This window comes from Pseudophaeobacter sp. EL27 (genome assembly GCF_900313025.1).
Classification (GTDB): domain Bacteria; phylum Pseudomonadota; class Alphaproteobacteria; order Rhodobacterales; family Rhodobacteraceae; genus Pseudophaeobacter.
This window is the reverse complement of sequence record NZ_OMPQ01000008.1, coordinates 79918-103748: the sequence shown is the minus strand read 5'-3', so window position 1 is coordinate 103748 and position 23831 is coordinate 79918. Positions and strand designations below refer to the sequence as shown.

Sequence of the window (23831 nt, the reverse complement as noted above, 5' to 3'; positions counted from 1 at the left end):
GATGAGAAATCAATACCTCACCCAGCAGAGATCATCTGTTACCCCGCCTTGTCCGAGTTTTGCCTCGCCAAATCAGGAGCTCTTTGCTCCCGAGGCTTGATCGCGGCGAAACAGCCCAGCCAAGGCGCCTTTGATCACCCGACGGGTCGCAGGGCGATGCGCTGGCGTGAAGGGCATAGGACGGCAGACCTCCATCGCGGCAATGCCGACGCGCGCTGACAGGGCGCCGTTCACCACGCCTTCGCCAAAGCGGCGCGACAGTTTGGACAGGACCGAGCCACCAAGGACGGATTCCAAGATATCATCCCCCGCCGCAACCGCGCCTGTCGCCGCCAGATGCGCCAGTACCGCACGGGTCAGACGCCAGGAGCTGAACAGCCCTGAACGCCCGCCATAGATCTGCGCCACCTGCCGGATCATCCGGACTGAGGCCAGCAATGCGACGGCCACATCAGCGAGGGCCAGGGGCACCAATGCCGTCACCGTCGCAACCTGACGGGCGGCAGCCTCGACCTCCTTAAGGGCGCGGGCATCCAGTGGCAGCAGCAGCTCTTCTTCGGCCAGCATCAGCAATGCATCCGCGTCCAGAACCCCCTCCCGGCGCTCGGTGAACCGCGCCAATTGCCAGGCCATATCCGGGCGTCCCGCATAAAAGCTCTCCAGCTTGGCAACATGCGCCTTGGCCGTTGCCAGATCTGTACCGGCCTGCACAGCCTCCTGCCGCAACCCATCCACCCGTTTCAACCGGGCCAGTGCCGCCAGCTCGCGCAGCAGCATCACCAGGGCCAGGAGCAGCGCCAGCACCAGCCCGGCACTGACCGCCCAGCCCAGGAGTGGCAGCCGCGCAATGAGACCAACGGCAAAATCCCAGGCTGCGAGGGAGACAACGGTGCCCAGCAAAGCCAGAACCAGCCCCCAGAACCATCGCGCCAGCCGTGAGGGGGGCCGTGCAGCCAGACGCGCCGCCTGTTCCATCGCCGCCGGAGATGCCAGCTCTGCCAGAACTGGCTGTGGGTCCGGCACCGGCGGAGCGGCTGCCACATCAGGCGCCTGATCGACCTCATCCTGGTCCAGGTCAAACACAACTGGTTTCTGGCTCATCTCTGTGCCTCCTGCGGGCTAGATCGTTGGGGGGTTTCCTCGGCCTGCTGCCAGACCATCCGGACATCCGGCAAGCCCTCTTCGTTGCCGCTACCGTCTGAGCGATCAACTTCCTCAAACCCCTCGCGCTGGTAAAAACGGCGCGCCCCGGTATTGGCCACAAAGGCCTGCAGCCAGAGCTGCGGCTGCGCGGCCTTGGCCTGTTGCAGCAGTGCCCGGCCAAGGCCCTGCCCACAGCAGTTCGGCGCCAGGTACAGGCTGCAGATCTCGGCCCTATCGCGGGCCAGAAACCCCCGGACGCGCCCCTCCTGCTCGGCGACGGTGACCCAGCCCCGGTCAATCATCACACCGCAAAAAGAAATCGCCTCGACCTCGGAATGCAGCACCGGCATCCAGGGCGTATCCAGTGCAAAGCGGTGCAGGATCCAGCCTGTGGTGCCCGCATCCAGAGCATTGGCAGGCCGCAGCGAGCAACTCACAGGGCGTCTCCGATCAGAAATTCTGCGGCCCGGTCCAACCGGATATGCGGCGGACCATCGCCGGGTTTCAGGCTCAGCGCTGCAGGGGCGAACTGCATCGCCCTGTAGTCGCCCTCCAGCCAGCGGGTCGCCCCCTGACGGGCCGGCGACAGCAATTGCGCCGGGTCCTGCGGCAGGGCACCGGGGTAAAAGGCCGCCTGTTTCCCCGTCTCCAACAGCCGCCCGCGCACACAGGCCAGCTCGACCCCATTGTGCGGGCGCATCTCTTCGGTGGTGGCGCGCAAAGAGGCCAGCGCCAGGGCGGCGGTTTCGGCGCCTGCAAACTGGGCACGGTCACGCGCATCGCTGGTCAGCGCTTCGATGATGGCGGTCATCTCGCCGTGTTGCTGGTGATGCAGGTGGTCGGCCTTGGTGGAGGCAAAGAGGATTTTCTCAACCCGCTTGCCGCGCAAAAGCGAGGTCAAAAAACCATTGCGGCCGGGACGAAAGGCCGAAAGCACATCCCCCATGGCCAGACGCAGATCCTCCACCGCCTGCGGGCCGGAATGAATGGCGCTGAGCGCATCCACCAGTACCACCTGACGGTCGATCCGGGTGAAGTGATCGCGAAAGAAGGGCTGCACCACCTTGGATTTATAGGCTTCATAGCGGCGCTCCATCTCGCGCCACAAGCTGCGGCGCGGCGCGGCGTCTGCTGGTGGCAAGGGGCCGAAGGTCAGCACCGGAGAACCCTCCAGGTCGCCGGGCAGCAGGAAGCGTCCCGGCGAGCAGTCATAAAACCCGGCCTGACGCGCCGCGTTCAGATAGGCGGTGAATTCCGCCGCCAGCATCTGCGCCTGTGGCTCATCATGGGGGTCGTTAGCGGCAACAGTTGTCAGCACCTGCAGGAAATCCTGCGCCGCCTCGCGGGCGGGCAGCCGGGCCAGCACCTCGGCGGACCATTGGCTGTAGGATTTGTCCAGCAGCGCCAGATCCAGCAGCCATTCGCCGGGATAGTCAACAATGTCCAGATGCAGCCGCCGGGGGCCTTGAAACCCAGACAGCAGACCGGAGGGACGCAGAGTGAGACTCAGGCGCAGCTCGGACACCGCGCGGGTGCTGGCGGGCCAATGGGGCTGCGGACCGGTGAGGGCTGCCAGGTGGTCCTCATAGGCAAAACGTGGCACGGTATCATCGGGTTGCGGCTGCAGATAAGCGCTGTCGATACGCCCGGTGCGGGCAGCCTCCAGCTGCAGCATCCGGCCCCGGTTCAACAGGTTGGCCACCAGCGAGGTGATAAACACCGTCTTACCGGCCCGCGCCAATCCGGTGACGCCAAGTCGCAGCGTGGGTTCAAAAAACCGTGAGGACACGGTGCTGCCGAGCGTATCCAGCCCGCGTGCGGCACCCTCGGTCAATGTCGATAATACCACCCGGCTCACCTGCTATTGTTTGTCTCGCCTCAAGATAGGCAGCACCTCTGGGGGTTTCCAGTGCGCCTGAACACTTGCCTCAGCCCTGTTGCCGGGTTACTTGCCCGCCCATGCCTCGTTTTGCTCTCAAAGTTGAATATCACGGAAAGCCCTTTGCCGGATGGCAGCGGCAGAAAGATCAACCCTCGGTTCAGGGCGCGATCGAAGATGCGCTGGCGCGGCTGGAGCCCGGCCCCCATACCATTGCCGCCGCCGGTCGCACCGATACCGGGGTGCATGGGCTGGGACAGGTGGCCCATTGTGATCTGCAAAAACCCTGGACGCCCTTTCGCCTATCTGAGGCGCTGAATTTCCAGTTGAAACCCCTGCCGGTGGCGATTGTCGACTGCGCCGAGGTTGACCCAGAGTGGCATGCACGGTTTTCGGCCATCGAGCGACAGTATCTGTTCCGCATCCTGGTGCGCCGTGCGCCCGCCACTCATGACGCCGGTCAGGTCTGGCAGGTAAAAAACGATCTGGATGTCGAGGCCATGCAGCAGGGGGCCAACCACCTGCTGGGAAACCATGATTTCACCACCTTCCGCTCGTCGATCTGTCAGGCGCAAAGCCCGCAGAAAACTCTGGATGAGCTGCGCATTGAACGCGTCTCGGGCCTGTCAGGTCCCGAGGTGCATTTCCATGTGCGGGCGCGCTCCTTTTTACACAATCAGGTGCGCAGCTTTGTCGGTACGCTGGAGCGCGTTGGCGCCGGCGCCTGGGCGCCAGAGGATGTTAAATCCGCACTGGAGGCAAAAGACCGCGCCGCCTGCGGTCCGGTCTGCCCCGGTCATGGGCTCTATCTGGCGCGGGTGGGTTATCCTGTGGACCCCTTCGCCATCTCCCGCTGAGAGGGCTGAACTGGCCTGATCCACCGCGAAATGGCAACTAGACTGGCAGGGGCCTTTCAAACTGATCGGCGCCGATGCTCGGTCATTTTGCGGCCATCCCGAATGCTAAGCCCCATTAGTATCAGGTTTGTCGCTCCGGCGATCAACTCGATGAATTGCACCATAAAAAAACTCGTATCAAACTGCCCTGCGCTGGCACGGGATTCGAGGAAAATTGCCGCTGGCAGCAAGATGACCAGACCATTGATGGCAATAGCTGGCATGCGCTTTTTCTTGGCACGTGCTGGGGCGTCCTTGCGCCGCGCGCCCAGTTTCATACCAGAAGCTCCGACTATAATCATCGCCGGAATCAGCACGAACATTCCCTTCAGGATCATCGCCTTTACTGCGGCAATACCTTCGGGAGTTGAAAAAAGCTCGCTCAGCACTGTGGAGCTCCAAAATGTCAGAATCGTTAAAAAGCCGATGACGCCTGCTATAGGATGAATTTTCTTCAGCATCTTGGATCTCCTTGGGTGATCGGTGAATTAATATAGCAAGCTATATAATATTGAATAGCACGCTATGCAAGCCTAGGGTTCCGACATGGATTTCAACAAAGACACCTCGGCGGGATATCTCGTCAATCACATGGCCCGGCTGTTCGCCAAGGGGCTACAGGAGCGCATAACTCCCTTGGGAATTGTCATCGGGCAATTCCCGATCCTACTGGAGCTGTGGCAGAAAGACGGCGTGTCGCAGCGGGATTTGCTGGCCAAGCTGGATATCGAGCAGGCCACCCTGGCCAATACTCTCAACCGTATGGAGCGGGATGGGTTAATCAAGCGCACAAAAAATCCCGCTGATGCCAGGACCCAGCAGATCTGGCTAACCGAGGCTGCAAAAAGCATCCGCCCCCAAGCCTATCAAGCCGCAACCGCAGTAAACAATGCGTCCCTTTCTGCCCTGAGCGATGCCGAGCAGGCGCAATTCATGGAGTTTATGCACCGGATCATTCGCCAAGCCCGCGACCAGTAACTCCGACCTCTCTGCGGCACCCGCGAGATGAGAAGTCAGCCCTTGGGAGGATGTAAAACCAGCGTCTGTAGGGCGGTTGCCACCGGACCTTGCTCATCCTGCAAAACCGATTGCGACATGCCAATGCCGGTGCTGTGCCAATGCGAAATCGACTCTGAGGCATGCCAGTCGCCAATCGGTTCGCGGTGCACATTGAGGGTGAGATCGGTATTCATGAAACCCATCTCGCTGGGGCGAGCATTCCAGGAGATGCCATTGCCACAATCCGCCAGCGCGCAGAGCGACTGGATCGGCGATTGCTCTTCCCCTTCCAGCAGGGTGGTTGTGCGCATCCACAGGGTTTTGGGTCCGGGATTCAGCCCGAATTCCGGTGGATAGGCCACATCCAGAAACTGGCCAAAATAGGGCCTATCATGCAGCCCAGCCCCAATGGAAAAGGGGCCCGGCTCGGCCTCTGCCCGGTTCAAAGGCGTCACCGCGGCGGTTGGCACCGCGCCCAGATCCTTGCGCACCAGATGCATCGAGGTGCCCAGCGCGCACAGGGTTTCTTCAAGATCATGCACAGTGATCTGTGTGGTGGCCAGCGTCCGGCTGTGGCGCGTGGTTTCCGCTGCAACCCGCAGCCCTGCCAGAGGCAGTGGGCGCAGGATATCCAGCGTCAAACGACAGAGCATCTTTTCGGCGCCGACTTCTAATTCGGCAGCGCGGGCAGCCAGACCAGTGACCGGCCCAGCGTGACAGTGATCCAGGGACCAAGGCCCGCGCGCCGGGTCATTGCCCACAAACACCCCATCGGCGTTCTGCGAGAAAAAGGGCGGCGCGGTGAGGGCCTTGGAGGTCATCGGATCAGACCTTTTCCTGGGTGTATTTCTTCAGCTCGACCCGGGCCACCTGACGACGGTGCACCGCATCGGGACCATCGGCGAGACGCAGGGTACGCACATGGGTCCAGGCAATCGCCAGTGGTGTGTCCTGGCTGACGCCCTGACCGCCAAACATCTGCACCGCCTCATCGATCACCTTGAGTGCAACCCGCGGCGCAACCACCTTGATCTGGCTGATCCAGGGTGCCGCAGCACGGCCATCGCCCTGATCCATGTACCAGGCCGCCTTCAGGCACAGAAGACGCGCCATTTCGATCTCCATGCGGCATTCGGCAACGATGTCGTAATTGGCGCCCAGATGCGCCAGTTTCTTGCCAAAGGCCTCGCGCTGCAGCGCGCGTTTGCACATCTGCTCCAAAGCGCTTTCGGCCTGACCAATGGCCCGCATGCAGTGGTGAATCCGTCCAGGCCCAAGGCGACCCTGGGCGATTTCAAAACCGCGGCCTTCGCCCAGCAGGATATTTTCCGCAGGCACCCGCACATTTGTAAAGCGGATATGCATATGGCCATGAGGCGCATCGTCGTGACCATAGACCTCCATGGGACGCAGCACTTCGATACCCGGCGTGTCGGCGGGCACCACAATCATGGACTGGCGCTGGTGCTTGGACTGCTCCTCACCGCCAGTTTTCACCATAACGATATAGACCTTGCAGCGCGGATCCCCCGCCCCCGAGGCCCACCATTTCTCGCCATTCAGCACATAGTCATCGCCGTCGCGTACACAGGCCATCGAGACATTGGTCGCATCAGAGGAGGCCACATCGGGTTCGGTCATCAGATAGGCGGAGCGGATCTTGCCCTCGAGCAGCGGCGCCAGCCACTCTTCTTTCATCTTCTGCGTGCCGTAGCGTTCAAAGACTTCCATATTTCCAGTATCGGGTGCGGCGCAGTTGAACACCTCGGCCCCCAGCGGCGTCTTGCCCATTTCCTCTGCAAAATAAGCGTATTCAACAGTCGACAGCCCAAAGCCCTTGTCGCTGTCGGTGAGCCAGAAATTCCACAGCCCCTCGCTCTTGGCCTTGGCTTTCAACCCTTCCAGGATCTCGGCCTGACGGGCAGTATACTGCCAGCGATCTTCTTTGCCGATCTCCGCCTGATACTCGGCCTCCAGCGGCATGATCTCATCGCGCACCATAGCGGCAACCCGCTCCAGCAGCTTGCGGTTCTCGGCCCGCATGCCAAAATTCATGTCCATCCTACATTCTCCTCCAGTGCGCTTTCCCTTTTGCAAAAACCATGGCTTAGTCGCGCGACAACTGTCCAGCGCAATGACGGGACGTCATTGGCTGACAAAGGAAAATAGACGGAGGGGAACGACATGGCGCTATTGGTCAATATTGGTCACAACGGTTGGTATAGCGACACGGAACTGGCGGACGAGCTGCGCGCCCTGATGCCTGGGGCGGATATTCGCACCCTGGAGGCGCCCGGCGATATGGCTGAGATCACCATGCTGGCGGTCTCGGGTCTTGCCGCCGATCTGCCTGCGCAATTGCCCAATCTCGCCCTGGTGCAAAAACTTGGCGCCGGGGTGGAAACCATCGTCGCCCACCCAGCCCTGGCCCCGCATGTGCAGGTGACCCGGCTCAAACCGCTGGAGCCCGCCCGAGAGATTGCCCAATACTGCCTCACCTATGTGCTGATGGGGCAGCGCAACGTTGCCGCCCATGCCGAAAGCCAGTCCCGCGCCGCATGGGAATCGCTCGAACCAAAGCAGAACCACAAGACCCGGGTCGGGGTGCTGGGCATGGGTCATATCGGCGGCGAAACCGCCCGGCTGATGCGGGATCTCGGGTTCGAGGTCCACGGCTGGAGCCGCTCTGCCAAGGACATGGAGGGTGTCACCTGCCACCACGGCGCGGCGGCGCTGGAGCCGATGCTGGGCATCTGCGATTACATCTGCGCCATTCTGCCTGCCACCGAAGAGACCCGGGGGTTGATCAATGCGCAGACCTTGGCCGCGATAAAGCCCGGCGCCACATTCATTAATGCGGGCCGTGGGGATCTGGTGGATGAACCCGCACTGATTGCCGATCTGGATCGCGGCCACCTGGGCCATGCGGTGCTGGATGTGCTCTGCACTGAACCGCTGCCCGCGACGGATCCGCTCTGGTCCCACCCCCAAGTGACTATCACGCCACATGTCTCGGGCTGGCACCTGGGCGAAGCCCTGGCGGATGTCGTTGAAAACTTCCGCCGCCTCAGCACCGGAGAAGACCTGCTACACGCAGTGGACCGCGCCCGTGGCTACTGAGGGTGCCCCTCCCTCCTAACAGCTCAAAACTCCAAAACACGAAAGATCCCCATGGACCTCTTCCAACCCCTTGATCCATCGACCCTCACTCCCACCACCGACCGCCCTGCCCCAGAAAAACTGGTCTCGGGAGACCCTGTTTTCACCACCTGGGATTTTGAAGAGCGCGAGGCCGATGGGCTTTATGCCGGGATCTGGCAATCCACCCCCGGTGCCTGGCGCGTCAGCTACGAAGAATGGGAGTACTGCCGCATCCGCAAAGGGCATTCGATACTGAAAGGCGCGGATGGCAGCGAACAAGTGCTGAAAGAGGGCGACAGCTTTCTGATCCGCCCCGGCTTTGAAGGCATCTGGGAAGTGATCGAGACCACTATGAAGGACTATGTGATCAAGCTCTGACCACTGCCTGTCATTGGAATTTGGGGGGGAGCCTGTGTCCAGGCCCCTGCCTCCCAGCAGCACCACCCCGGTTGCCACCCTGCACCGTGAATATTTATTGGAAAGGTGACAGGGCCAGAGGGTGCCCTCCATCATCTTTCCTCAAATATTCAATTGCTCATCCGCCGACAGCGGAATCCGCGGTCTGCTTGGGTCAAAACACCAGCGATTTTGCGGCGGCCCAGGCCGGCCCAATGCGCAGCCAGCTGGTCAGCCCGATATGAGCAGGCTGCCCCTGCTTCCAGGTTCCTGCCACCGACAGGTCCCCCCAGTCGCTGGTCAGTGGATTGCCCTCAAACAGGGTGAAATCCGCGCGTTTCCCCACTTCGATCGAGCCGATCAACTCCCCCTGCCCCAGCTGCTGAGCCGCCTGCACTGTCATCGCCGATAGGGCCTCATAGCGACTGATTGCCTGATCCGCTGCGGTGATTGTCTGGCCCGAAACTGACCTGCGATCCACCGCCGTGCGCAGGGTCCGCAATGCATCAATCGGAGAGGCCGGGTGGTCACCATGCAATGTCGTCACCACCCCGGCGCGCATTGCAGCCCCCACCGGCATATAGCGATCAGCCCGGGTTCCAACGATATCCGGCAGGGCGTCCCCGTAGTAGTGGATATGATCCACAAAAAATCCAAGGCTGATGCCCAGCGCCTTGGCCCGCGCGATCTGCGCCGTCGTGATCAAGGCGTTATGCTCCAGCCGATGCGGCAGGCCGGGGTTCGGGCCTGCGGCTTCAAAAGCATCAAGGATCCGGTCAATGGCGCGTTCGCCCTGACCATGCACCGCAATCTGATGCCCCTCTGCCTGGAGTGCCGCCACCTTGGCGTTGAAATCGCCGATCTCATGGTTCACCGGCCCCAGATGCCCATGCGGGATATGCATGCGCTCCGAGGTGAGGTCGCTGTGCTCATAGGCATCGGCAAAGGCGGCTCCGCCGGTAAAGGGTGAGCCATCCATCCAGTATTTGGTGCCCAGCACCCGGAAATCATCAGTGCCGCCCAGCGTCTTGCCCTGATGGGGTAACAGATAGAGATAGGCCCGCAGCGGCGCCTCCGTGGCGCCGATATGGCGCAGCAACCCAACCGGGTCGGGATGTTTGCCAACCGCTCCGGTGATGCCAATCGTGGTATACCCTGCCTTGGCATAGGCGGTGTATGCGCGGCGCACCAAAAGCTCGATCAGCGCCGGATCCGCCGAGGGCATGGCGCCAAGCACCGCGTTCACGGCCTGCAACTCGCGAAAGGCCCCGGTGGCATGCCCTGTTGCGTCGCGGATGACGCCATGGGGCTCGCCGTCTTTGGGGGCAGACAGGGAGATACCTGAGGCCTGCATGGCGGCGCTATTGGCAAAGACCTCATGCAGCATCTGGGTGATCACCACCAAGGGGCGATCCGGTGCGAGGGCGTCCAGCTCTGCCAGGGTCGGAGCCGTAAGATCCGAAATCGCCACCGGATCCCAGCCATAGGCCACCAGCCAGGGGGTGAGCGCCCTGCCATCTGCCGCCCGCTCCAGCGTCTGCATCACCTCGGCGCGATTGTTGTGGTTAAAGCCACTGACATCCACCACCGCCCCCAGCAGCGCCGTGGCAATGGGATGGGTATGCGGTTCGATGAAGCCCGGTGTCAGCACCTTTCCCCCCAGATCAAACTGACTGGCACCGCTCTCTTGCAGCTCAGCCAGCGATCCGATTGCGGAGATGACGCCATCCTCAATCAAAATGGCCTCCGGGCCCGGTGTCGCTGCCGCTCCGCTCATGGGGATGATCTCCCCGCCGGTGAGGATCAGCTGGCTTGGCACCCGTTCTGGCCGCAAGAGGTACCAGACCAAACCCGTCGCCAGCAGAGCCAGCAGCAGGATTCCCTTGAATATCCGACCCAACCCTTTCATCGCGCAGCCCTCCCCGGCATTTGTCCGGCAGGATTGGAGCCGCGTCGATTCCAAACAAGGCTGACGTCACGCAAGGTCACAAATTAAACGGGAGTTTAGCCGGGCAATACACCCCTTGCGCTCAAAGCGCACCGGTGGTGTCTTACCGTTTCTGATAATTCAGCGTCTCAACGCCATCAGACCCTATTCCCAGGGTTTCAGAACCGGGGATCACATCGGTATTCTGCGCGGTAACAACCTGCCAGCCCAAGGGCCTGTGTTCTGCCACAAAGACCATCACCGCAGTACGCTCTCCCAGCAATTCCCCCGCCGGATCGCGTTGACCGGTAAGATGCCAGCGGCAATGCACAATGGCATATGACTCTCCCAAGCTGCGGACCCTGATGCCGCCAGCCCGCAGGCTGCTTTGATCAAAGATCACCCGCAGCCCATAGGCATGGGCGCGTTGAATATCCGCCCGGTTGTGCCACCACAGCCCGACCACATTGACAAAATCCGCATCCTCCACAAACAGCGCCGCCAGCGCCTCTGCGTCGCGGGCCATCCAGGCAGCCGCAAACTGCGCGGGGATCTCTTCGGGAGTTTGGGGCAATCTCATACCAAAAGTATGCCAAGTCCGGCGCTGGTTCACAACGCCTACAAAGCAGAGACAAACAAACGAGAACGGGCCCCACAGGGCCCGTCCAATTTAACTCAATCTGTACCTGCGATTACTCCTCCGCCTCGGCGTGTAGTCTTCCTGCAGCGGGATGAGAATCTTATTCGATGAAGGCCTTATAGGCGGCTTCTTCCATATAGTCGTCCATGGGCGACATATCTTCGACCTTGAGCTTGAAGAACCAGGCATCGCCCTGTGGGTCGTCGTTCACCTTGCCAGGGGCCTCGGTCAGGGCCGCGTTGACCTCAACCACTTCGCCGTCCAGTGGCGACAGGATATCAGAGGCAGCCTTGACCGATTCAATCACCACGATCTCATCATCCATGGCAAATTCGTCACCAACCTCGGGCAGTTCAACAAAGACCACATCGCCCAGCTGTTCGGCAGCATGGGCGGTGATGCCCACGGTCACAATATCGCCGTCCACGTCCAGCCATTCGTGTTCTTCAGTAAATTTCATCGCTCTCATCCCGTATTGCTTGCCCCGGCACGCCGTGGGTCCGGTGGTTAAATCTGGCCTTCCGGCACCCCGACCAGGAGCCGAAAACTGGGGCCGGCTTGATCAGTCGGATCTGGTCAAGTCATTCCGGCATCCCCGCGCAGGTTTCTCGCCCGCGTGGTTCGATGCCCCCTCTGTCCCGATGCCTGAGATCGTTATCCCTTCGGCGGCCTGAGGTCCCCCAGGCTCTCTCCAGAGTCTTTAGCGCGTATAAGGTCCCTGTTGCCTGAGAGTTTCCGGGGCGGTTGCTCCTTCGGCACCGGGCTTGCGTGACCGGGCAAAGGCCCAATTCCACAGCGACGGTTCTCCCGTATACACAGGTCCACAAATACCAGCGCCACCACAGGCGTTCAAGGCGCAATCGCGCCTGGGTTTGTCGCTTTTGCCCATCCCGATCTCGAACCGCATGCAAGCCAATTCAGAACAGGTTGAAATACTCCGCCTGTTCCCACTCGCTGACGGTATTGAGGTAGCGGTCCCATTCAAATCGTTTCAGCTGCGCCATGTAGCTGGTGAACTCGCCCCCCAATGTGGCGGTAAAAAGATCAGAGCCAACAAACCCTTCCAATGCTTGCCCCAGCGAGCGCGGCAGACGTGCGGCACCGACATCATATGGCGAGGAGGTTGGCGCTGGTGCCTGTAGCCCCGCCGCCATCCCGGCAGCCCCCGCAAGCACTTGCGCCGCTATGGCATAATAGGGATTGGCAGAGCTGTCCGGCGCGCGGTTTTCGATGCGCGAGGCGGCATCACCGGGCTGCATCAAGGCACGCAGCATGGCGCCACGATTGTCCCAGCCCCACTGAATACGGTCCGGCGCCAGTTGATAGGGCAGATAGCGTTTATAGCTGTTCACCGTTGGTGCGATCATCAGCGAACACTCCGCCGCGTGGGTCAGCAACCCAGCAATCCAGCCAGAGGCCTGCGCACTCAGGCTGCCATCGGCCTCGGGTTCAAACAGGTTGCGCCCAGAGCTGCGCTCCACCAGCGACTGATGCAGATGCCAGCCATTGGCCATGGCGTTTTCCAACCGCGGTTTGGCCATGAAACTGGCGTGCAACCCGGCGCGGGAACAGACTTCTTTGACCATGGTGCGGAACATCACCATGGCATCGGCCTGCTGCAGCGCGGGTAGCGGCGCAAAGGTGAATTCAAACTGACTGGGCCCCATCTCGATCTCAACCGAGCGCACCTGCAAGCCCAATCCTTGCGCATTGCGTCGGAGGTCATCCAGCACCGCCTCGCAGTCGCTATAGCGGCTTTCGGTCAGAAACTGATGGCCCTGGGTCAGATTGCGGGTTGCCACCGGCGCGCCGGGCATGGCGCCCTGCCAATGCTCCAGCGCCGGGTCCAGCCGTTCAAAGATCTGAAACTCGACCTCCAGACCAAAAATCGCCTCCAGCCCCTGCGCATCCAGATCGGCGGTGGCGCGGCGCAGGACCTGTGTTGAAGAAAAGCTGATGGGGCTGCCATCAGTCTGCACCGGATCACAAAGGATCCAGGCGGAATGCGGCGACCAGGGCAGCACCCGAAATGTCTCGGGTCGTGGCACCAGCAGCACATCCCCCGCCCCGCGCATCGGCACAAAGTCATCCACGTCACCGCCCTGTTCGCCCTCCCAGACCGCAAAGGCCGTACGGTGCGAGGTGTCTTTCAGCAGTAGCGTCGAGGGCACATTGAGCCCGGAGCGAAACAGCCCTGCAAAGGCATCCACCACCAGGGTTTTACCCCTTAGAATGCCGTGCTGATCGGCAAAGAGCACCCTAAGGGTTTCAATCCCCGCCGATTTTGCCGCCTCAAGAACCTCGCCTGCCTGGTGCAGCGCTTCGGAGTCGAGCAGACCCATGCGCGCCAATCGCCCTGTTGCCAGATCATATGTCATTGCGTCTTATTCTTCCTCTGCCAACACCAGTCCGCGCTGGTGGCATCCTGCCGCTGTGCTGCCTCCAGGTCACTACCAATAGCGCCTCCGCCTCGGGCAGATCCCCCGATCTGCCGTAGGGTAACGCTGGGTATTGCTGTTCACATCGCTTTGTCAGGTGGACGCGTCATCCAAGGTCTTGTCAGTCGCAACGCTTGCATCCCAGGAGCAGCCCCCCCGCCGTTCATGGTCGGCCTGCTGCGCCGCCCGGCCCCAATCACCCTCCTGGGCGATGGAATCATTGGAAATCGGACCAAAGACGGTGGCGAGATCCAGATCACCCCACATCGGCAGATCCTGTTCGCGCCCTTCCTTGACTGAAGCAATCGCGGCGCGCAGCTGGCGGCGGTAGCGGATAATGGCGACATCGGTCTTGCCCAGATGTTCCTGGGTGCGGTCCTGAATGGCGCCCATGCTTTCCACCGCCCATTGGTCATGCACATTGATGTCCAGCCCCATGCCGGTATAGGTCTCGCGTTCCTGCTCCTTGGGGTCAAAACCATAGTTGTTGTGGCGACCTTTCAACGGCGCATAGTCCGGCAGGCGGTGCTCTTTCAGACGCTGTTCGCGCATCAGCTCCTTGTTCACCGGCTGATCAAAGCTGGTAAACATGGAATACCAATAGCAGTTTTCATCATCAATCGGCACATGCCACTGGGTGATGGTCATCTCGCGCGACATCGGAATGCAGATTGCCTCGGGAAAGATCTGGTTGGTGATCCGCACATGTGTACGCCCATCGCCCAAATCCCGCAGCGCGGTGATCTTGAGCCCATGGTCTGCCTCTTCCGCGGTGATCTCAGGACGGGGGAAATCGCGCAGCAGCTTGGTCATCGGGATTTCGGTATTGCCGGCGGTGTCACGGAATTGCTTGCCATAGGCCTCTGCCGGGTCTTCGTCCTGCAGGAAACGGTGCAAAAAGGACGCATGGGCCGGGTCGATCCCCACCTCCATCGCCTGCAGCCAGTTGCACTCCCACAGGCCTTTGAAGGCAAAGACATGGCTGGTGGGGGCGCGAAAACAATCAAGCGCCGGGAATTCGGGCGGCTCGCCCGGCCCCATATAGGCCCAGATGATGCCGTTCTTTTCCACCACCGGATAGGCGGTGCTTTGGATCTGCTCATGCATCCGGCTGCCTTCGGGTTCACCGGGCTGTTCAACACATTGGCCGGCGCGGTTGAAATGCCAGCCATGAAAGGGGCAGCGCAGCCCATTGTCCTCGAGACGGCCAAAACACATATCTGCGCCGCGATGCGGGCAATGGCGCCCGATCAACCCCAGTTCCCCCTCGCTGTCGCGAAACAACACCAGATCCTCACCCAGCAGACGCACCGGCACCACCGGGCGGCCGCCCTCCAGCTCATCCAACAGCGCTGCAGGTTGCCAATACCGTCGCAACACCTCTCCGGCATCGCTGCCTTTGCCAACACGGGTAAGACTGTCGTTCAATTCCTGGCTGATCATAGCTGGCTCTTTCTTTGGCAATTCAAACCGGGGTGCGCGCATTCGCGCCATTGACACAGTTCGATAAACGCACTTATGTTTGTTAATACGATCAATTTTTGTTGTGCGTTCCGGCCATTGTCAAGGTCACTAAACTATTTTCAATTTTGACAGACGGCGAATTCATGACCAAACCCAACCAAGATCGAAATATTTCCTCCAGCTTTGCCAAAGGGTTATCCGTACTGGCCGTGTTTGATGCAGCCACGCCGAGCATGACACTTGCTGAGATCGCCCGACGCACGAATCAAGATCGTGCCACAGCGCGACGCGGCGCGCTGACGCTGGTTCAGGCCGGCTATCTGCGCCAACAGGGGCGCATGCTGTCGCTCACTCCCAGAGTTCTGGCCCTAGCCGGCGGTTTTTTGCAGGCCAATCAGTTTGGCCGCCGGGTTCAACCGGTGCTGAACCAACATGCCCGCAAACTGGAAACCGAACTCAGCCTGGCGATTTTGGATCAGGGTCGCGTACTGCTGCTAGCGCAATCTACGACGGAGCGCGGAGCGGTCACCTATGGCTTCACCGCTGGCGCCCATATCCCGCTGGTTCACACCAGCCTTGGCAGGATGCTCATGGCCTGCCTGCCCCAGGATGAAGCCGCCGCCCTGCTGGAAACTTCGGAAATCCCGCGCCACACGGAACAGTCGCTGCTGTCCCGGGACGCGATTTTGCAACAGATCGCAGAGGCCCGCAGCCTTGGCTACTGTGTGACCAACAGCGAATTCGAACCCGGCATCATTGGCTATGCAGTGCCGCTGTCCCGGCCTGGAAAAACACCGGTGGTTCTGGGCAGCTCTGCCCCCGGCGGTCTGACAAATGACCACAAAGCCGAAGAGCTGTTACAGGGGCTGCAGGTCTGCGCCGCTGAGTTGCGCCAGACCAATGCGGTGGACGATCTCTAACCTCCCCGGGTCCCTCCCGGCAGTCCCCGTCGAGAGCGTTTTCAAAAAAACACGAAGGTAGTTATCAGCGCGGTGCCGCTTGGAGAGGTGCCGGGAGAGGCGCATATTGCCCTTGGCCTGCCCCTTTGGCAGGCGATACCGAGTAATAGGGACGCAACATGAGCCAAAGCAGCTACTTCACCCCCAAAGGCGGCCTTCCCGGCCAGGATCAGCTGCTCACCGGGCGCGCGGTTTTCACCGAGGCCTATGCGGTGCTGCCAGGGGGGACCATGCGCGATATCACCACCTCCTTCCTGCCGGGTTGGCAGGGCATGCGCATGTGGGTCATCGCCCGACCCATGACCGGATTTTCCGAGACTTTCTCGCAGTATATCGTGGAGCTCCAACCCGGTGGCGGCTCAGACAGCCCCGAAAGCGATGCAGCTGCCCAGGGCAGTCTGTTTGTCACCGAAGGCACAGTGCAGCTGACCATTGAGGGCACAGTGCATAGCCTCACCTCTGGCAGTTTTGCCTATCTGCCTGCAGGCTGTGATTGGACCCTGCACAACCACAGCCCGGCCAGCGCCAGCTTTCACTGGATCCGTAAACGCTGGCAAGAGGCCCCCGGTGTCGACAAACCCCAGGCCTTTACCTGCAACGAGCAGGACATCACCCCCAATGCCATGCCCGACACCGAAGGACGCTGGGCCACCACCCGTTTTATGGATCCCGAGGACATGTCCCACGACATGCATGTCACCATCGTCACCTTCCAGCCCGGTGGCGTCATCCCCTTTGAAGAAACCCATGTGATGGAGCACGGGCTCTACGTGCTTGAGGGCAAAGCGGTCTATCTGCTGAACAAGGATTGGGTCGAGGTCGAATCCGGGGACTTTATGTGGCTGCGCGCCTTCTGCCCGCAGGCCTGCTATGCCGCCGGGCCGGGTCCCTTCCGTTATTTGCTGTACAAAGATGTAAACCGCCACATGCCGCTGGACCTGTAGACCAATTGTCCTTCCGAGTTTGACGGCAGAAACACAAACTACAGTCAGCACTTTCTCGTCAAATCACCTCAGTTGCCGCATTCTTTGCGGCTGCTGGCGGAGAAGCCCATTGCAAAGCCTCGATGCGACGCTAGGCTGGCCGCATGTGCTTTTGACTGTCGGAGCTTTTGTGATGATCACCAGTCCCCTGTCCTCAAACCTGTCCTCAAAACAGCCCGCAAAGCTGACGGCTGCCCTGTGCCTTTTGCTGACCTGCGCCCTGATGCCCATGGCCACTGCGGCCAAGGAGGCAGAAGCCGCCAAACAGGTCACGGTTCTGGGGCGCACTTGGGTTGTGGCTCCGGCGGCAGAGGCGCCTGGGTTTTATCACGCCACCCGGCTCAACGTCGAGTTGCTGCCCGAACGCCCTCCTGCGGTGCTCAGCGCCCGGCAGGCCGTGCGGGCTTTTCGACATGCAACCGGGTGCAGCGCCAACCTCGACACCCTCTATCGGGACATCACCGGCACCTACTTTGCCAGCCTGATCTGCCCTCGAAAGTAACACCATCAAAATCACCGCCCGCGCTGATCTGAATTTGGTCAGCCAGAGCATATCCACTGAACAGATCCCGGGCGCCGCCCCTTGCAGGGCAAACCGGACCGCTGGAGAGTTGCGCTCATGAAAATTGCTATCAACGGGTTTGGCCGTATCGGCCGCGCGATTCTGCGCCAGATCCTCACCACGACGCGCGGCGAGGGGGTCGAGATCACCCTGATCAATGACATCGCCCCCTTGGAGATGTGTGCCTATCTGTTTCAATATGATAGCACCTTTGGCCCCTTCCCACATGCGGTAACCCATGGGGAGGGCCAGCTCAGAGTTCTGGAACGGGCGATCCCGATGCACCATGAGGCCGATCTGACCCGGGTCGATCTTTCTGGCGTTGACGTGGTGCTGGATTGCACAGGCATTGCCCGCAGCTCGGATGTGGCCCAGCGCGGCCTGGCGGCGGGGGCCAGTAAGGTCCTGATCTCAGGTCCCTCGCCCGCCGCCGAGCTAACGGTGGTCTATGGCGCCAATGAAGATCAGTTGGGAGCGGCGCGGATTGTCTCCAACGCCTCCTGTACCACCAATGGGCTGGCACCGCTGGTTAAACTGGTGGATGAGATCGGCGGTATTGACAGCGCCCATATGACCACCATCCATTGCTACACCAACTCGCAACCCATGGTGGATGCGCCGCGTGGCGATTTTGCCCGTTCACGCGCTGGTGCCCTGTCGATGGTCCCAACGACCAGTTCCGCCACGCATCTGATTGACGAAGTTCTGCCACATCTGAAAGGGCGCATAAGCGGCGCCGCTGTGCGGGTGCCAACTGCCAGTGTCTCGGCCGTGGATCTGGTGGCACGGCTGCAAACCCCGATGGATGAGACCCAATTTAGCATTGCCCTAAAGGCCGGAGCCGAGGCAGCCGAAGTGCTGGGCTGGACCGAGATGCCGCTGGTCTCGTCAGACCTGCGAGCGCGCCCAGAATCTCTGGTGCTCGCAGCACCCGAAATTCGATTTGTTGGCGAACAACAGGTCCGGGTCTTTGGCTGGTATGACAATGAATGGGGTTTTTCGGCGCGCATGCTGGACGTCGCCCGCCTGATGACCGATCGCTAAGACTCCGGAGCCAGCCTCTCCCGCCCGTCGCCACAGCAGCCAAGCTGCAGGGCTCCCGTTGGGCCCGGCGCCGCGCTTCGCGCGGCGCTACTCCTCCTCGCGACAAGCGCCCCACTTGCCGCATCCCGGGTCAGAGGCAGCCCTGGCTGCCGCGCGCAGGCGCGGTCCACCTTTGGGCCAGGAGGAGTTGTATCGCCCCATTTTCAATGGGGTCCAGCCGTAGTACTCACGCGGCTGTTTTCAGTTTCATGGCGGGTGTCATGCCGCCGATACCCATGTTGGGTCGTTCATTGTTGTAAGTCCAGAGCCATTCAGTGGCCTGTTCCTGCGCCTCCTCGAAGGTTTCAATGATGTATTGGCTCAGCCCTTCGCCGCGAACCGTGCGGTTGTAGCGTTCGATATTGGCGTTTTGCTGTGGCTTGCCTGGCTGGATGTATTCAAACCGCAGGTTGCGCTTCTCGGCCCATTCCAGCCACCGACCGGCAGGGTATTGTGATGCAATGTCCCGAAAGGGAGCTTTCCGCTGACATGCTCCCGGCCATTGTCCACACGAATAGCTTTGGGCCTTCCGCGCCACGCGATGATCTGGTTCAGGCTTCGGACAACGTGTTCGGCCGGAGGTGAGAAGCCGCCCTCAATGGCCAAACTTTCACGATTAAAGTCCTCCAGCACATTCAGGGTCCGGAGCGACGGCCCATCTGCAAGCTGGTCTGCCTTGAACTCCATCTCAGCGATCAAGCACGTGTCCATGCCGCCAGACTTAGCTCGCCATTTGTACAAACTCGCGCTGCTGATTCCGTGTTCGCGGCACAGGTCAGAGACCGGGGCACCGCCCTCTGCCTGCTTCAAGATACCCATGATCCGTGCCTCGCTATATCGTGCAGTCTTCATCAAAAACCTCCTCTAATATCCCGCCGAGAAAACTCTACTTTTGAACACCACTGTTTTTTTGGGAGGGGATGACCGAAGCACAAAGATTTCAAAAGTTCTGAAGGGGCAAACCTACCCTTTAGAACCTCTCAGCAAAAGAAAAGCGCCGCGCGAAGCGCGGCGCTGGGCCCAACTGATCCAGGCCAGTCTTTGATTGTCCTGGATTGGGCGGGAGCCCCACCTCAACCCAGAGGCCTTTAACCTCATTCTCCTGGCAGGCTGCCATCCCCATGACCCGCCATGCCACCAGAGACCTCTTCAGTCGCCTCATCGGCCAGTTCTGCAGGCAGGATCAGGTTCAGCACAATGGCAATCAGCGCGGCGGGTAACAAGCCGCTGGTCATCAGCACCTTCAGCGTCCCAGGCAGATACTGCACCGCGCCGGGTTCCAGCTGCAGCCCCAAACCTACCGACAGGGAAATGGCAAAAATCACCATATTGCGGCGATTCCAATCCACATCCGACAGCATCGAAATACCGGCAGCAACAACCATGCCAAACATCACGATGACACCACCGCCCAGCACCTCAATTGGAATGGTACGGATGATCGCGCCGACCTTGGGCACCAGGCCACATAGGATCAGAAACAGCGCCCCGATGGTGACCACATGGCGGCTCATGACGCCGGTCATGGCAATCAACCCAACATTCTGACTAAACGAAGTATTGGGCAGGCCGCCAAAGATCCCGGCCACCGCAGAGCCGATACCATCCGCATAAGTGGCCCCGATGATTTCCTCTTCCGTGGCTTCGCGCTTGGCACCACCTCGGGTAATCCCGCTGACATCGCCCACGGTCTCGACCGCCGAAACAAAGGCCATCAAGCAGAACCCCAAGATGGCGGCAAAAGAGAACTCAAAGCCGTACTTAAACGGCACAGGCAGGGCAAAAGAGGCCGCGCGTGACCAGCTGCCGCTGATAGCCTCAACCGTCACCATGCCCATCGCCAAAGCATAGATATAGCCCACGATCAGCCCCAAGAGCACCGCCGATACCGACAACATGCCACGGGCAAAAAACTTGAGCCCCAGCGTGGCAAAAATCACCACCAGCGCCGCAGACCAATTCAGCAGTGAACCATATTCAGGTGTGCCAATCGCAGGCACCCCGCCGGCAGCATATTGAATGCCAACCTTGACCAGCGCCAGACCAATCATCGTCACCACCAAGCCGGTGACCAGCGGTGGCAGGGCAAAGCGGATCTTGCCAATCACCAGCCCCAACAGCCCGTGGAAAATGCCACCAATCAGCACCCCGCCATAAAGCGCCGCCAGACCATCAACGCCTTTGCCCGCCACCAGCGGGATCATGATGGGAAGAAAGGCAAAACTGGTCCCCTGCACAATCGGCAGCGCCGCGCCAACTGGCCCCAGAGTGATGGTCTGCAACAGCGTGGCCACCCCGGCAAAAAGCATCGACATCTGGATCAGATACAGCAGCTCCGGGAAATCTGGCGAGTTGGAGCCAAAGCCAAACCCCGCAGCCCCCGCCACGATAATCGCCGGTGTCACGTTGGAGACAAACATTGCCAGCACATGCTGGATGCCCAGCGGCACCGCACGTGCCAGAGGTGGAGTATAATTCGGATCCCGCAATTGCGCGGGCGTTCCTAAAGCGCCGTCAGCCATTTCTGTTTTCCCTCGTTCTGTTGGTTTTCAAGATCGCCACCTTCTTTGGGTGGTCTCTCTCGTCGTTATCAGGCTCGCTCCACCACAAAAGGCGTTTCGAACCAATGTTCCTGCAGGTTGTCGCCTGCGCCGATCCGGTCCACGACCGCAAACAGCCCCGGCGCCTGCAAAGGCGTCAGCACCCCGTGCCAGGTGCCGCGATGAAAATTCACCGCCTGCCCCGGCTGGGTCTCAAAAGCCCTAGGCACCCCCGGCTTGCCCCCCTCGTCCGGGGCGACGATCACCAGAAACCCGTGTTCGCTCATCGGGATAAAGGCCTGGCTGCCCTCGGGGTGGCGTTCCATCATTGCCAGGGGCATTGGCAGATCCCGGGGCTCCGCATTGAACAGGCTCAAACCCGCCCGCCCCTCAAAAAACGCCATCTGCGCCCGGTCATGATAGCGCCCGCAAAGCCCCTGATTGATCATCTTGTCGGGGCGACCGGAAACCTCCAAGAGATCGCCAAAAGGTGCAAAAGCCTCAGCGCTGATCAGCTGAATCTGAATGTACCCCGGCGCGCTCATGCGGGCACCAGATCACGCAGGCGGAATTCGGCAATGCGCTCGACCTGTTTGCAGGCCTCGGCAAATTCCACCGCACGCTCGTTGTTGATGCGACGTTCAAAACTCGCCAGGATCGAGGCCTTGTCGTAGTCGCGCACCGCGATGATGAAGGGAAATCCGTGTTTCTCCACATAGGCGCTGTTGAGTTCACTAAATCGCGCATGCTCTGCCTCCGTCAGCGCATCCAATCCGGCGCTGGCTTGCTCAGAAGAGCTTTCGGCTGTCAATCGCTTTGCCGCCGCCAGTTTGCCGGCCAGGTCGGGGTGGGCGGTCAGAACGCCCAGGCGTTCATCTTCGCTGGCAGAGCGGAACATCCGGCACAGGGCATTGTGCACGCCGCCCGCTGTGTCATGCGCCGGACCCAGCTCCAGCCCATGGGCACGCTCGGCAATCCAAGGCGAATGCTCAAAGATGCCACCAAAAACCTCAACGAACCGCGCCTGTTCCATCTGGCTGGGACGTTCACGACGCTGATGCGGGTGGGTCTTGGCCCAATGCTCGGCCACCTCGATCCGGCGCGGGCACCAGACCTGATCAAAACCCTGAATGTAGTCGATGAACTTCTTCAACCCCGCCGCCTTGCCTGGCCGTCCAATCAGGCGACAGTGCAAGCCGATGTTCATCATCTTGGGCTTGCCTGCTGCCCCTTCGGCATAGAGCAGATCAAAGGCATCCTTTAGGTACTGAAAGAACTGCTCGCCAGTGATATAGCCCGGCGCCGTGGCAAAGCGCATATCATTGGCTTCCAGCGTATAGGGGATCACCAGTTGATCACGCTCGCCGACCTCCAGCCAATAGGGCAGATCATCGTCATAGGTGTCTGAGACGTAATCAAAGCCGCCCTCTTCGGCCACCAGACGCACGGTATTGGCGCTGCAGCGCCCGGTGTACCAGCCGCGCGGGCGTTCGCCGACCACCTCTGTGTGCAGACGCACGGCCTCAGCTATAGCGGCACGCTCCTCCGCCTCAGGCATATCCTTGTGTTCGACCCATTTCAGCCCATGGCTGGCGATCTCCCAGCCTGCGGATTTCATCGCCGCCACCTGATCGGGCGAGCGTGCCAGCGCCGCCGCCACGCCATAGATCGTCAGAGGGATGCCGGCCATGTTGAACATGTCATGCAGCCGCCAGAACCCGGCCCGTGCGCCATATTCATAAATCGATTCCATATTCCAGTGCCGTTGCCCAGCCCAGGGCGCGGCACCGGCGATATCCGACAAGAACGCCTCGGAGCCTGCATCGCCGTGCAGGATACAATTCTCGCCGCCCTCCTCGTAGTTCAGCACAAATTGCACCGCCACACGGGCATTCCCCGGCCAGGCCGCATTAGGAGCCTGCGCCCCGTAGCCAATCATATTGCGCGGATATCTGTTCATGCGCTGCGTCTCTTTCCCAAGTTCTTCACCACCGCTCTTTGCCAGCGAACTGCCAAACGGCCTCATCTCTCTTGCTATTGTAAAAGGCGCGGCTTCTTTTTCAAATTTTCCCGAATACACTGTCAAAGCAGCGATGTTTGCAGCAAAACCCCAAGTGATGCAGGAAAATACAGCATATATCTCACGGAGCGCCACTAAATGACCGGATATCTCACCACCCATGTTCTGGACACTGCGCGGGGCTGCCCCGCTGCAGGCCTGCCCATCACGCTCTATCGTCTGGAGGACGACACTCGGCACAAACTGGCCGAACTGACCACCAATGCCGATGGGCGCACCGATAGCCCCATCCTGCCCCAGGGCGCCTTCACCACAGGCACCTATGAGCTGGTCTTTGAGGCTGGTACTTACCTACGCGCCTCCGGTCAGGCCGGAGAGGATCCCCTATTCCTCGATGAGGTGCCAATTCGCTTTGGCATCAGTGATGCACAGGCCCATTACCACGTGCCGCTCTTGCTTTCCCCCTATGGCTATTCAACCTACCGCGGCAGCTGACGCCTCTGCCGCCGACACCATCCTCCTGTTCTGACCGGGTCAAGGGCGGCACAGCCGCCGGGCCTCGCCCGGCTTGCCCTTGAGGCGGGCAGAACAGATTTACACTCGCCAAGGCGTCTTCAGGGGCAAACTGCCCCCTGAAGCGCTTCTCAGCCAATTCTCTTACTTTCTTGCTGCGCTCCGGTACGGCGCAGGCGCCCATGCAGAGCGGAGGACGCTCAGCAGCGGCCAACCTGAAGCAAACCGCGCTGTGTAGCATTGCGACC

The 23831-nt window shown here is 60.7% G+C and carries 24 protein-coding genes, 1 pseudogene and 1 riboswitch; of the genes and pseudogenes, 10 read left to right on the top strand and 15 right to left on the bottom strand.

Annotated elements, in window-relative coordinates; all coding sequences use genetic code 11:
- Window positions 1–72: 72 nt before the first annotated feature.
- The 3 genes from ED661_RS05000 to ED661_RS04990 are packed head-to-tail and all read right to left on the bottom strand — an operon-like array spanning window position 73 to window position 2992.
- Window positions 73–1101: a YcjF family protein gene (locus tag ED661_RS05000; protein ID WP_122072844.1), complete on the bottom strand. Its 1029-nt coding sequence runs from the start codon at window positions 1099–1101 to the stop codon at window positions 73–75.
- Entirely contained in the window at window positions 1098–1580 is a 483-nt protein-coding gene (locus ED661_RS04995; RefSeq protein WP_254054772.1) for an N-acetyltransferase, read from the bottom strand. Before ED661_RS04995 ends, ED661_RS05000 begins: the two co-directional genes overlap by 4 nt.
- Entirely contained in the window at window positions 1577–2992 is a 1416-nt protein-coding gene (locus ED661_RS04990; protein ID WP_122073332.1) for a YcjX family protein, read from the bottom strand. The genes ED661_RS04995 and ED661_RS04990 overlap by 4 nt, the downstream gene beginning before the upstream one ends.
- Window positions 2993–3102: 110 nt before the next feature.
- On the opposite strand from ED661_RS04990, the gene truA reads away from it, so the two are divergent.
- A complete protein-coding gene (truA, locus tag ED661_RS04985) occupies window positions 3103–3879 on the top strand; it encodes a tRNA pseudouridine(38-40) synthase TruA (RefSeq protein WP_122072843.1) in 777 nt (258 codons plus the stop codon).
- Window positions 3880–3935: 56 nt separating this feature from the next.
- Here truA and ED661_RS04980 read toward each other — a convergent pair whose 3' ends face one another.
- On the bottom strand, window positions 3936–4379 hold the full coding sequence (locus ED661_RS04980) for a hypothetical protein (protein ID WP_122072842.1): 444 nt from the start codon (window positions 4377–4379) through the stop codon (window positions 3936–3938).
- Between the two features lie 85 nt (window positions 4380–4464).
- Here ED661_RS04980 and ED661_RS04975 point away from each other — a divergent pair, with 85 nt between their 5' ends.
- Window positions 4465–4896, top strand: a complete 432-nt coding sequence (locus ED661_RS04975; RefSeq protein WP_122072841.1) for a MarR family winged helix-turn-helix transcriptional regulator — start codon at window positions 4465–4467, stop codon at window positions 4894–4896.
- A 35-nt stretch (window positions 4897–4931) separates the two neighbouring features.
- Here ED661_RS04975 and ED661_RS04970 read toward each other — a convergent pair whose 3' ends face one another.
- Both ED661_RS04970 and ED661_RS04965 read right to left on the bottom strand, forming a co-directional pair.
- Entirely contained in the window at window positions 4932–5738 is an 807-nt protein-coding gene (locus ED661_RS04970) for a thioesterase family protein (RefSeq protein ID WP_122072840.1), read from the bottom strand.
- A 4-nt stretch (window positions 5739–5742) separates the two neighbouring features.
- Window positions 5743–6978, bottom strand: a complete 1236-nt coding sequence (locus tag ED661_RS04965; RefSeq protein WP_122072839.1) for an acyl-CoA dehydrogenase family protein — start codon at window positions 6976–6978, stop codon at window positions 5743–5745.
- 123 nt (window positions 6979–7101) lie between these two features.
- Between ED661_RS04965 and ED661_RS04960 the strand changes: the two genes are divergently transcribed.
- Both ED661_RS04960 and ED661_RS04955 read left to right on the top strand, forming a co-directional pair.
- A complete protein-coding gene (locus tag ED661_RS04960; RefSeq protein ID WP_122072838.1) occupies window positions 7102–8037 on the top strand; it encodes a glyoxylate/hydroxypyruvate reductase A in 936 nt (311 codons plus the stop codon).
- Window positions 8038–8088: 51 nt separating this feature from the next.
- Window positions 8089–8436: a cupin domain-containing protein gene (locus tag ED661_RS04955; RefSeq protein WP_122072837.1), complete on the top strand. Its 348-nt coding sequence runs from the start codon at window positions 8089–8091 to the stop codon at window positions 8434–8436.
- A gap of 193 nt (window positions 8437–8629) precedes the next feature.
- On the opposite strand, the gene ED661_RS04950 is transcribed toward ED661_RS04955, so the two are convergent.
- The 5 genes from ED661_RS04950 to ED661_RS04930 form a co-directional block, all read right to left on the bottom strand.
- Window positions 8630–10363 carry an amidohydrolase gene (locus tag ED661_RS04950; RefSeq protein ID WP_122072836.1) on the bottom strand — a complete coding sequence of 578 codons (1734 nt, stop codon included), beginning with the start codon at window positions 10361–10363 and terminating at the stop codon, window positions 8630–8632.
- A 142-nt stretch (window positions 10364–10505) separates the two neighbouring features.
- Window positions 10506–10961: an SgcJ/EcaC family oxidoreductase gene (locus tag ED661_RS04945; RefSeq protein WP_122072835.1), complete on the bottom strand. Its 456-nt coding sequence runs from the start codon at window positions 10959–10961 to the stop codon at window positions 10506–10508.
- 160 nt (window positions 10962–11121) lie between these two features.
- Window positions 11122–11481: a glycine cleavage system protein GcvH gene (gene gcvH / locus ED661_RS04940; protein WP_122072834.1), complete on the bottom strand. Its 360-nt coding sequence runs from the start codon at window positions 11479–11481 to the stop codon at window positions 11122–11124.
- Window positions 11482–11644: 163 nt separating this feature from the next.
- A riboswitch (glycine riboswitch) is annotated at window positions 11645–11726 on the bottom strand.
- A 212-nt stretch (window positions 11727–11938) separates the two neighbouring features.
- A complete protein-coding gene (locus ED661_RS04935; protein WP_122072833.1) occupies window positions 11939–13399 on the bottom strand; it encodes a glutamine synthetase family protein in 1461 nt (486 codons plus the stop codon).
- Window positions 13400–13552: 153 nt separating this feature from the next.
- A complete protein-coding gene (locus ED661_RS04930) occupies window positions 13553–14902 on the bottom strand; it encodes an aromatic ring-hydroxylating dioxygenase subunit alpha (protein WP_122073330.1) in 1350 nt (449 codons plus the stop codon).
- Between the two features lie 164 nt (window positions 14903–15066).
- On the opposite strand from ED661_RS04930, the gene ED661_RS04925 reads away from it, so the two are divergent.
- From ED661_RS04925 to ED661_RS04910, 4 genes are all read left to right on the top strand, one after another.
- On the top strand, window positions 15067–15843 hold the full coding sequence (locus ED661_RS04925) for an IclR family transcriptional regulator (protein ID WP_122072832.1): 777 nt from the start codon (window positions 15067–15069) through the stop codon (window positions 15841–15843).
- Between the two features lie 158 nt (window positions 15844–16001).
- Window positions 16002–16826, top strand: coding sequence for a bifunctional allantoicase/(S)-ureidoglycine aminohydrolase (locus ED661_RS04920; protein ID WP_122072831.1), 825 nt, complete (start codon window positions 16002–16004; stop codon window positions 16824–16826).
- A 172-nt stretch (window positions 16827–16998) separates the two neighbouring features.
- Entirely contained in the window at window positions 16999–17367 is a 369-nt protein-coding gene (locus ED661_RS04915; RefSeq protein ID WP_122073329.1) for a hypothetical protein, read from the top strand.
- Between the two features lie 117 nt (window positions 17368–17484).
- Window positions 17485–18471, top strand: coding sequence for a type I glyceraldehyde-3-phosphate dehydrogenase (locus tag ED661_RS04910; RefSeq protein ID WP_122072830.1), 987 nt, complete (start codon window positions 17485–17487; stop codon window positions 18469–18471).
- A 226-nt stretch (window positions 18472–18697) separates the two neighbouring features.
- On the opposite strand, the pseudogene ED661_RS04905 reads toward ED661_RS04910, so the two are convergent.
- From ED661_RS04905 to puuE, 4 genes and pseudogenes are all read right to left on the bottom strand, one after another.
- Window positions 18698–19362, bottom strand: a pseudogene (locus ED661_RS04905) (integrase core domain-containing protein).
- A 242-nt stretch (window positions 19363–19604) separates the two neighbouring features.
- A complete protein-coding gene (locus ED661_RS04900; RefSeq protein ID WP_122072829.1) occupies window positions 19605–21032 on the bottom strand; it encodes a uracil-xanthine permease family protein in 1428 nt (475 codons plus the stop codon).
- 68 nt (window positions 21033–21100) lie between these two features.
- Window positions 21101–21595, bottom strand: coding sequence for an ureidoglycolate lyase (locus ED661_RS04895; RefSeq protein WP_122072828.1), 495 nt, complete (start codon window positions 21593–21595; stop codon window positions 21101–21103).
- A complete protein-coding gene (puuE, locus tag ED661_RS04890; RefSeq protein ID WP_122073328.1) occupies window positions 21592–23010 on the bottom strand; it encodes an allantoinase PuuE in 1419 nt (472 codons plus the stop codon). Before puuE ends, ED661_RS04895 begins: the two co-directional genes overlap by 4 nt.
- Between puuE and ED661_RS21850 the strand changes: the two genes are divergently transcribed.
- Window positions 23009–23212: a hypothetical protein gene (locus ED661_RS21850; RefSeq protein WP_162930041.1), complete on the top strand. Its 204-nt coding sequence runs from the start codon at window positions 23009–23011 to the stop codon at window positions 23210–23212. The two genes, puuE and ED661_RS21850, sit on opposite strands and share 2 nt — an antisense overlap.
- Entirely contained in the window at window positions 23209–23565 is a 357-nt protein-coding gene (uraH, locus tag ED661_RS04885; protein WP_122072827.1) for a hydroxyisourate hydrolase, read from the top strand. Before ED661_RS21850 ends, uraH begins: the two co-directional genes overlap by 4 nt.
- Window positions 23566–23831 lie beyond the last annotated feature (266 nt).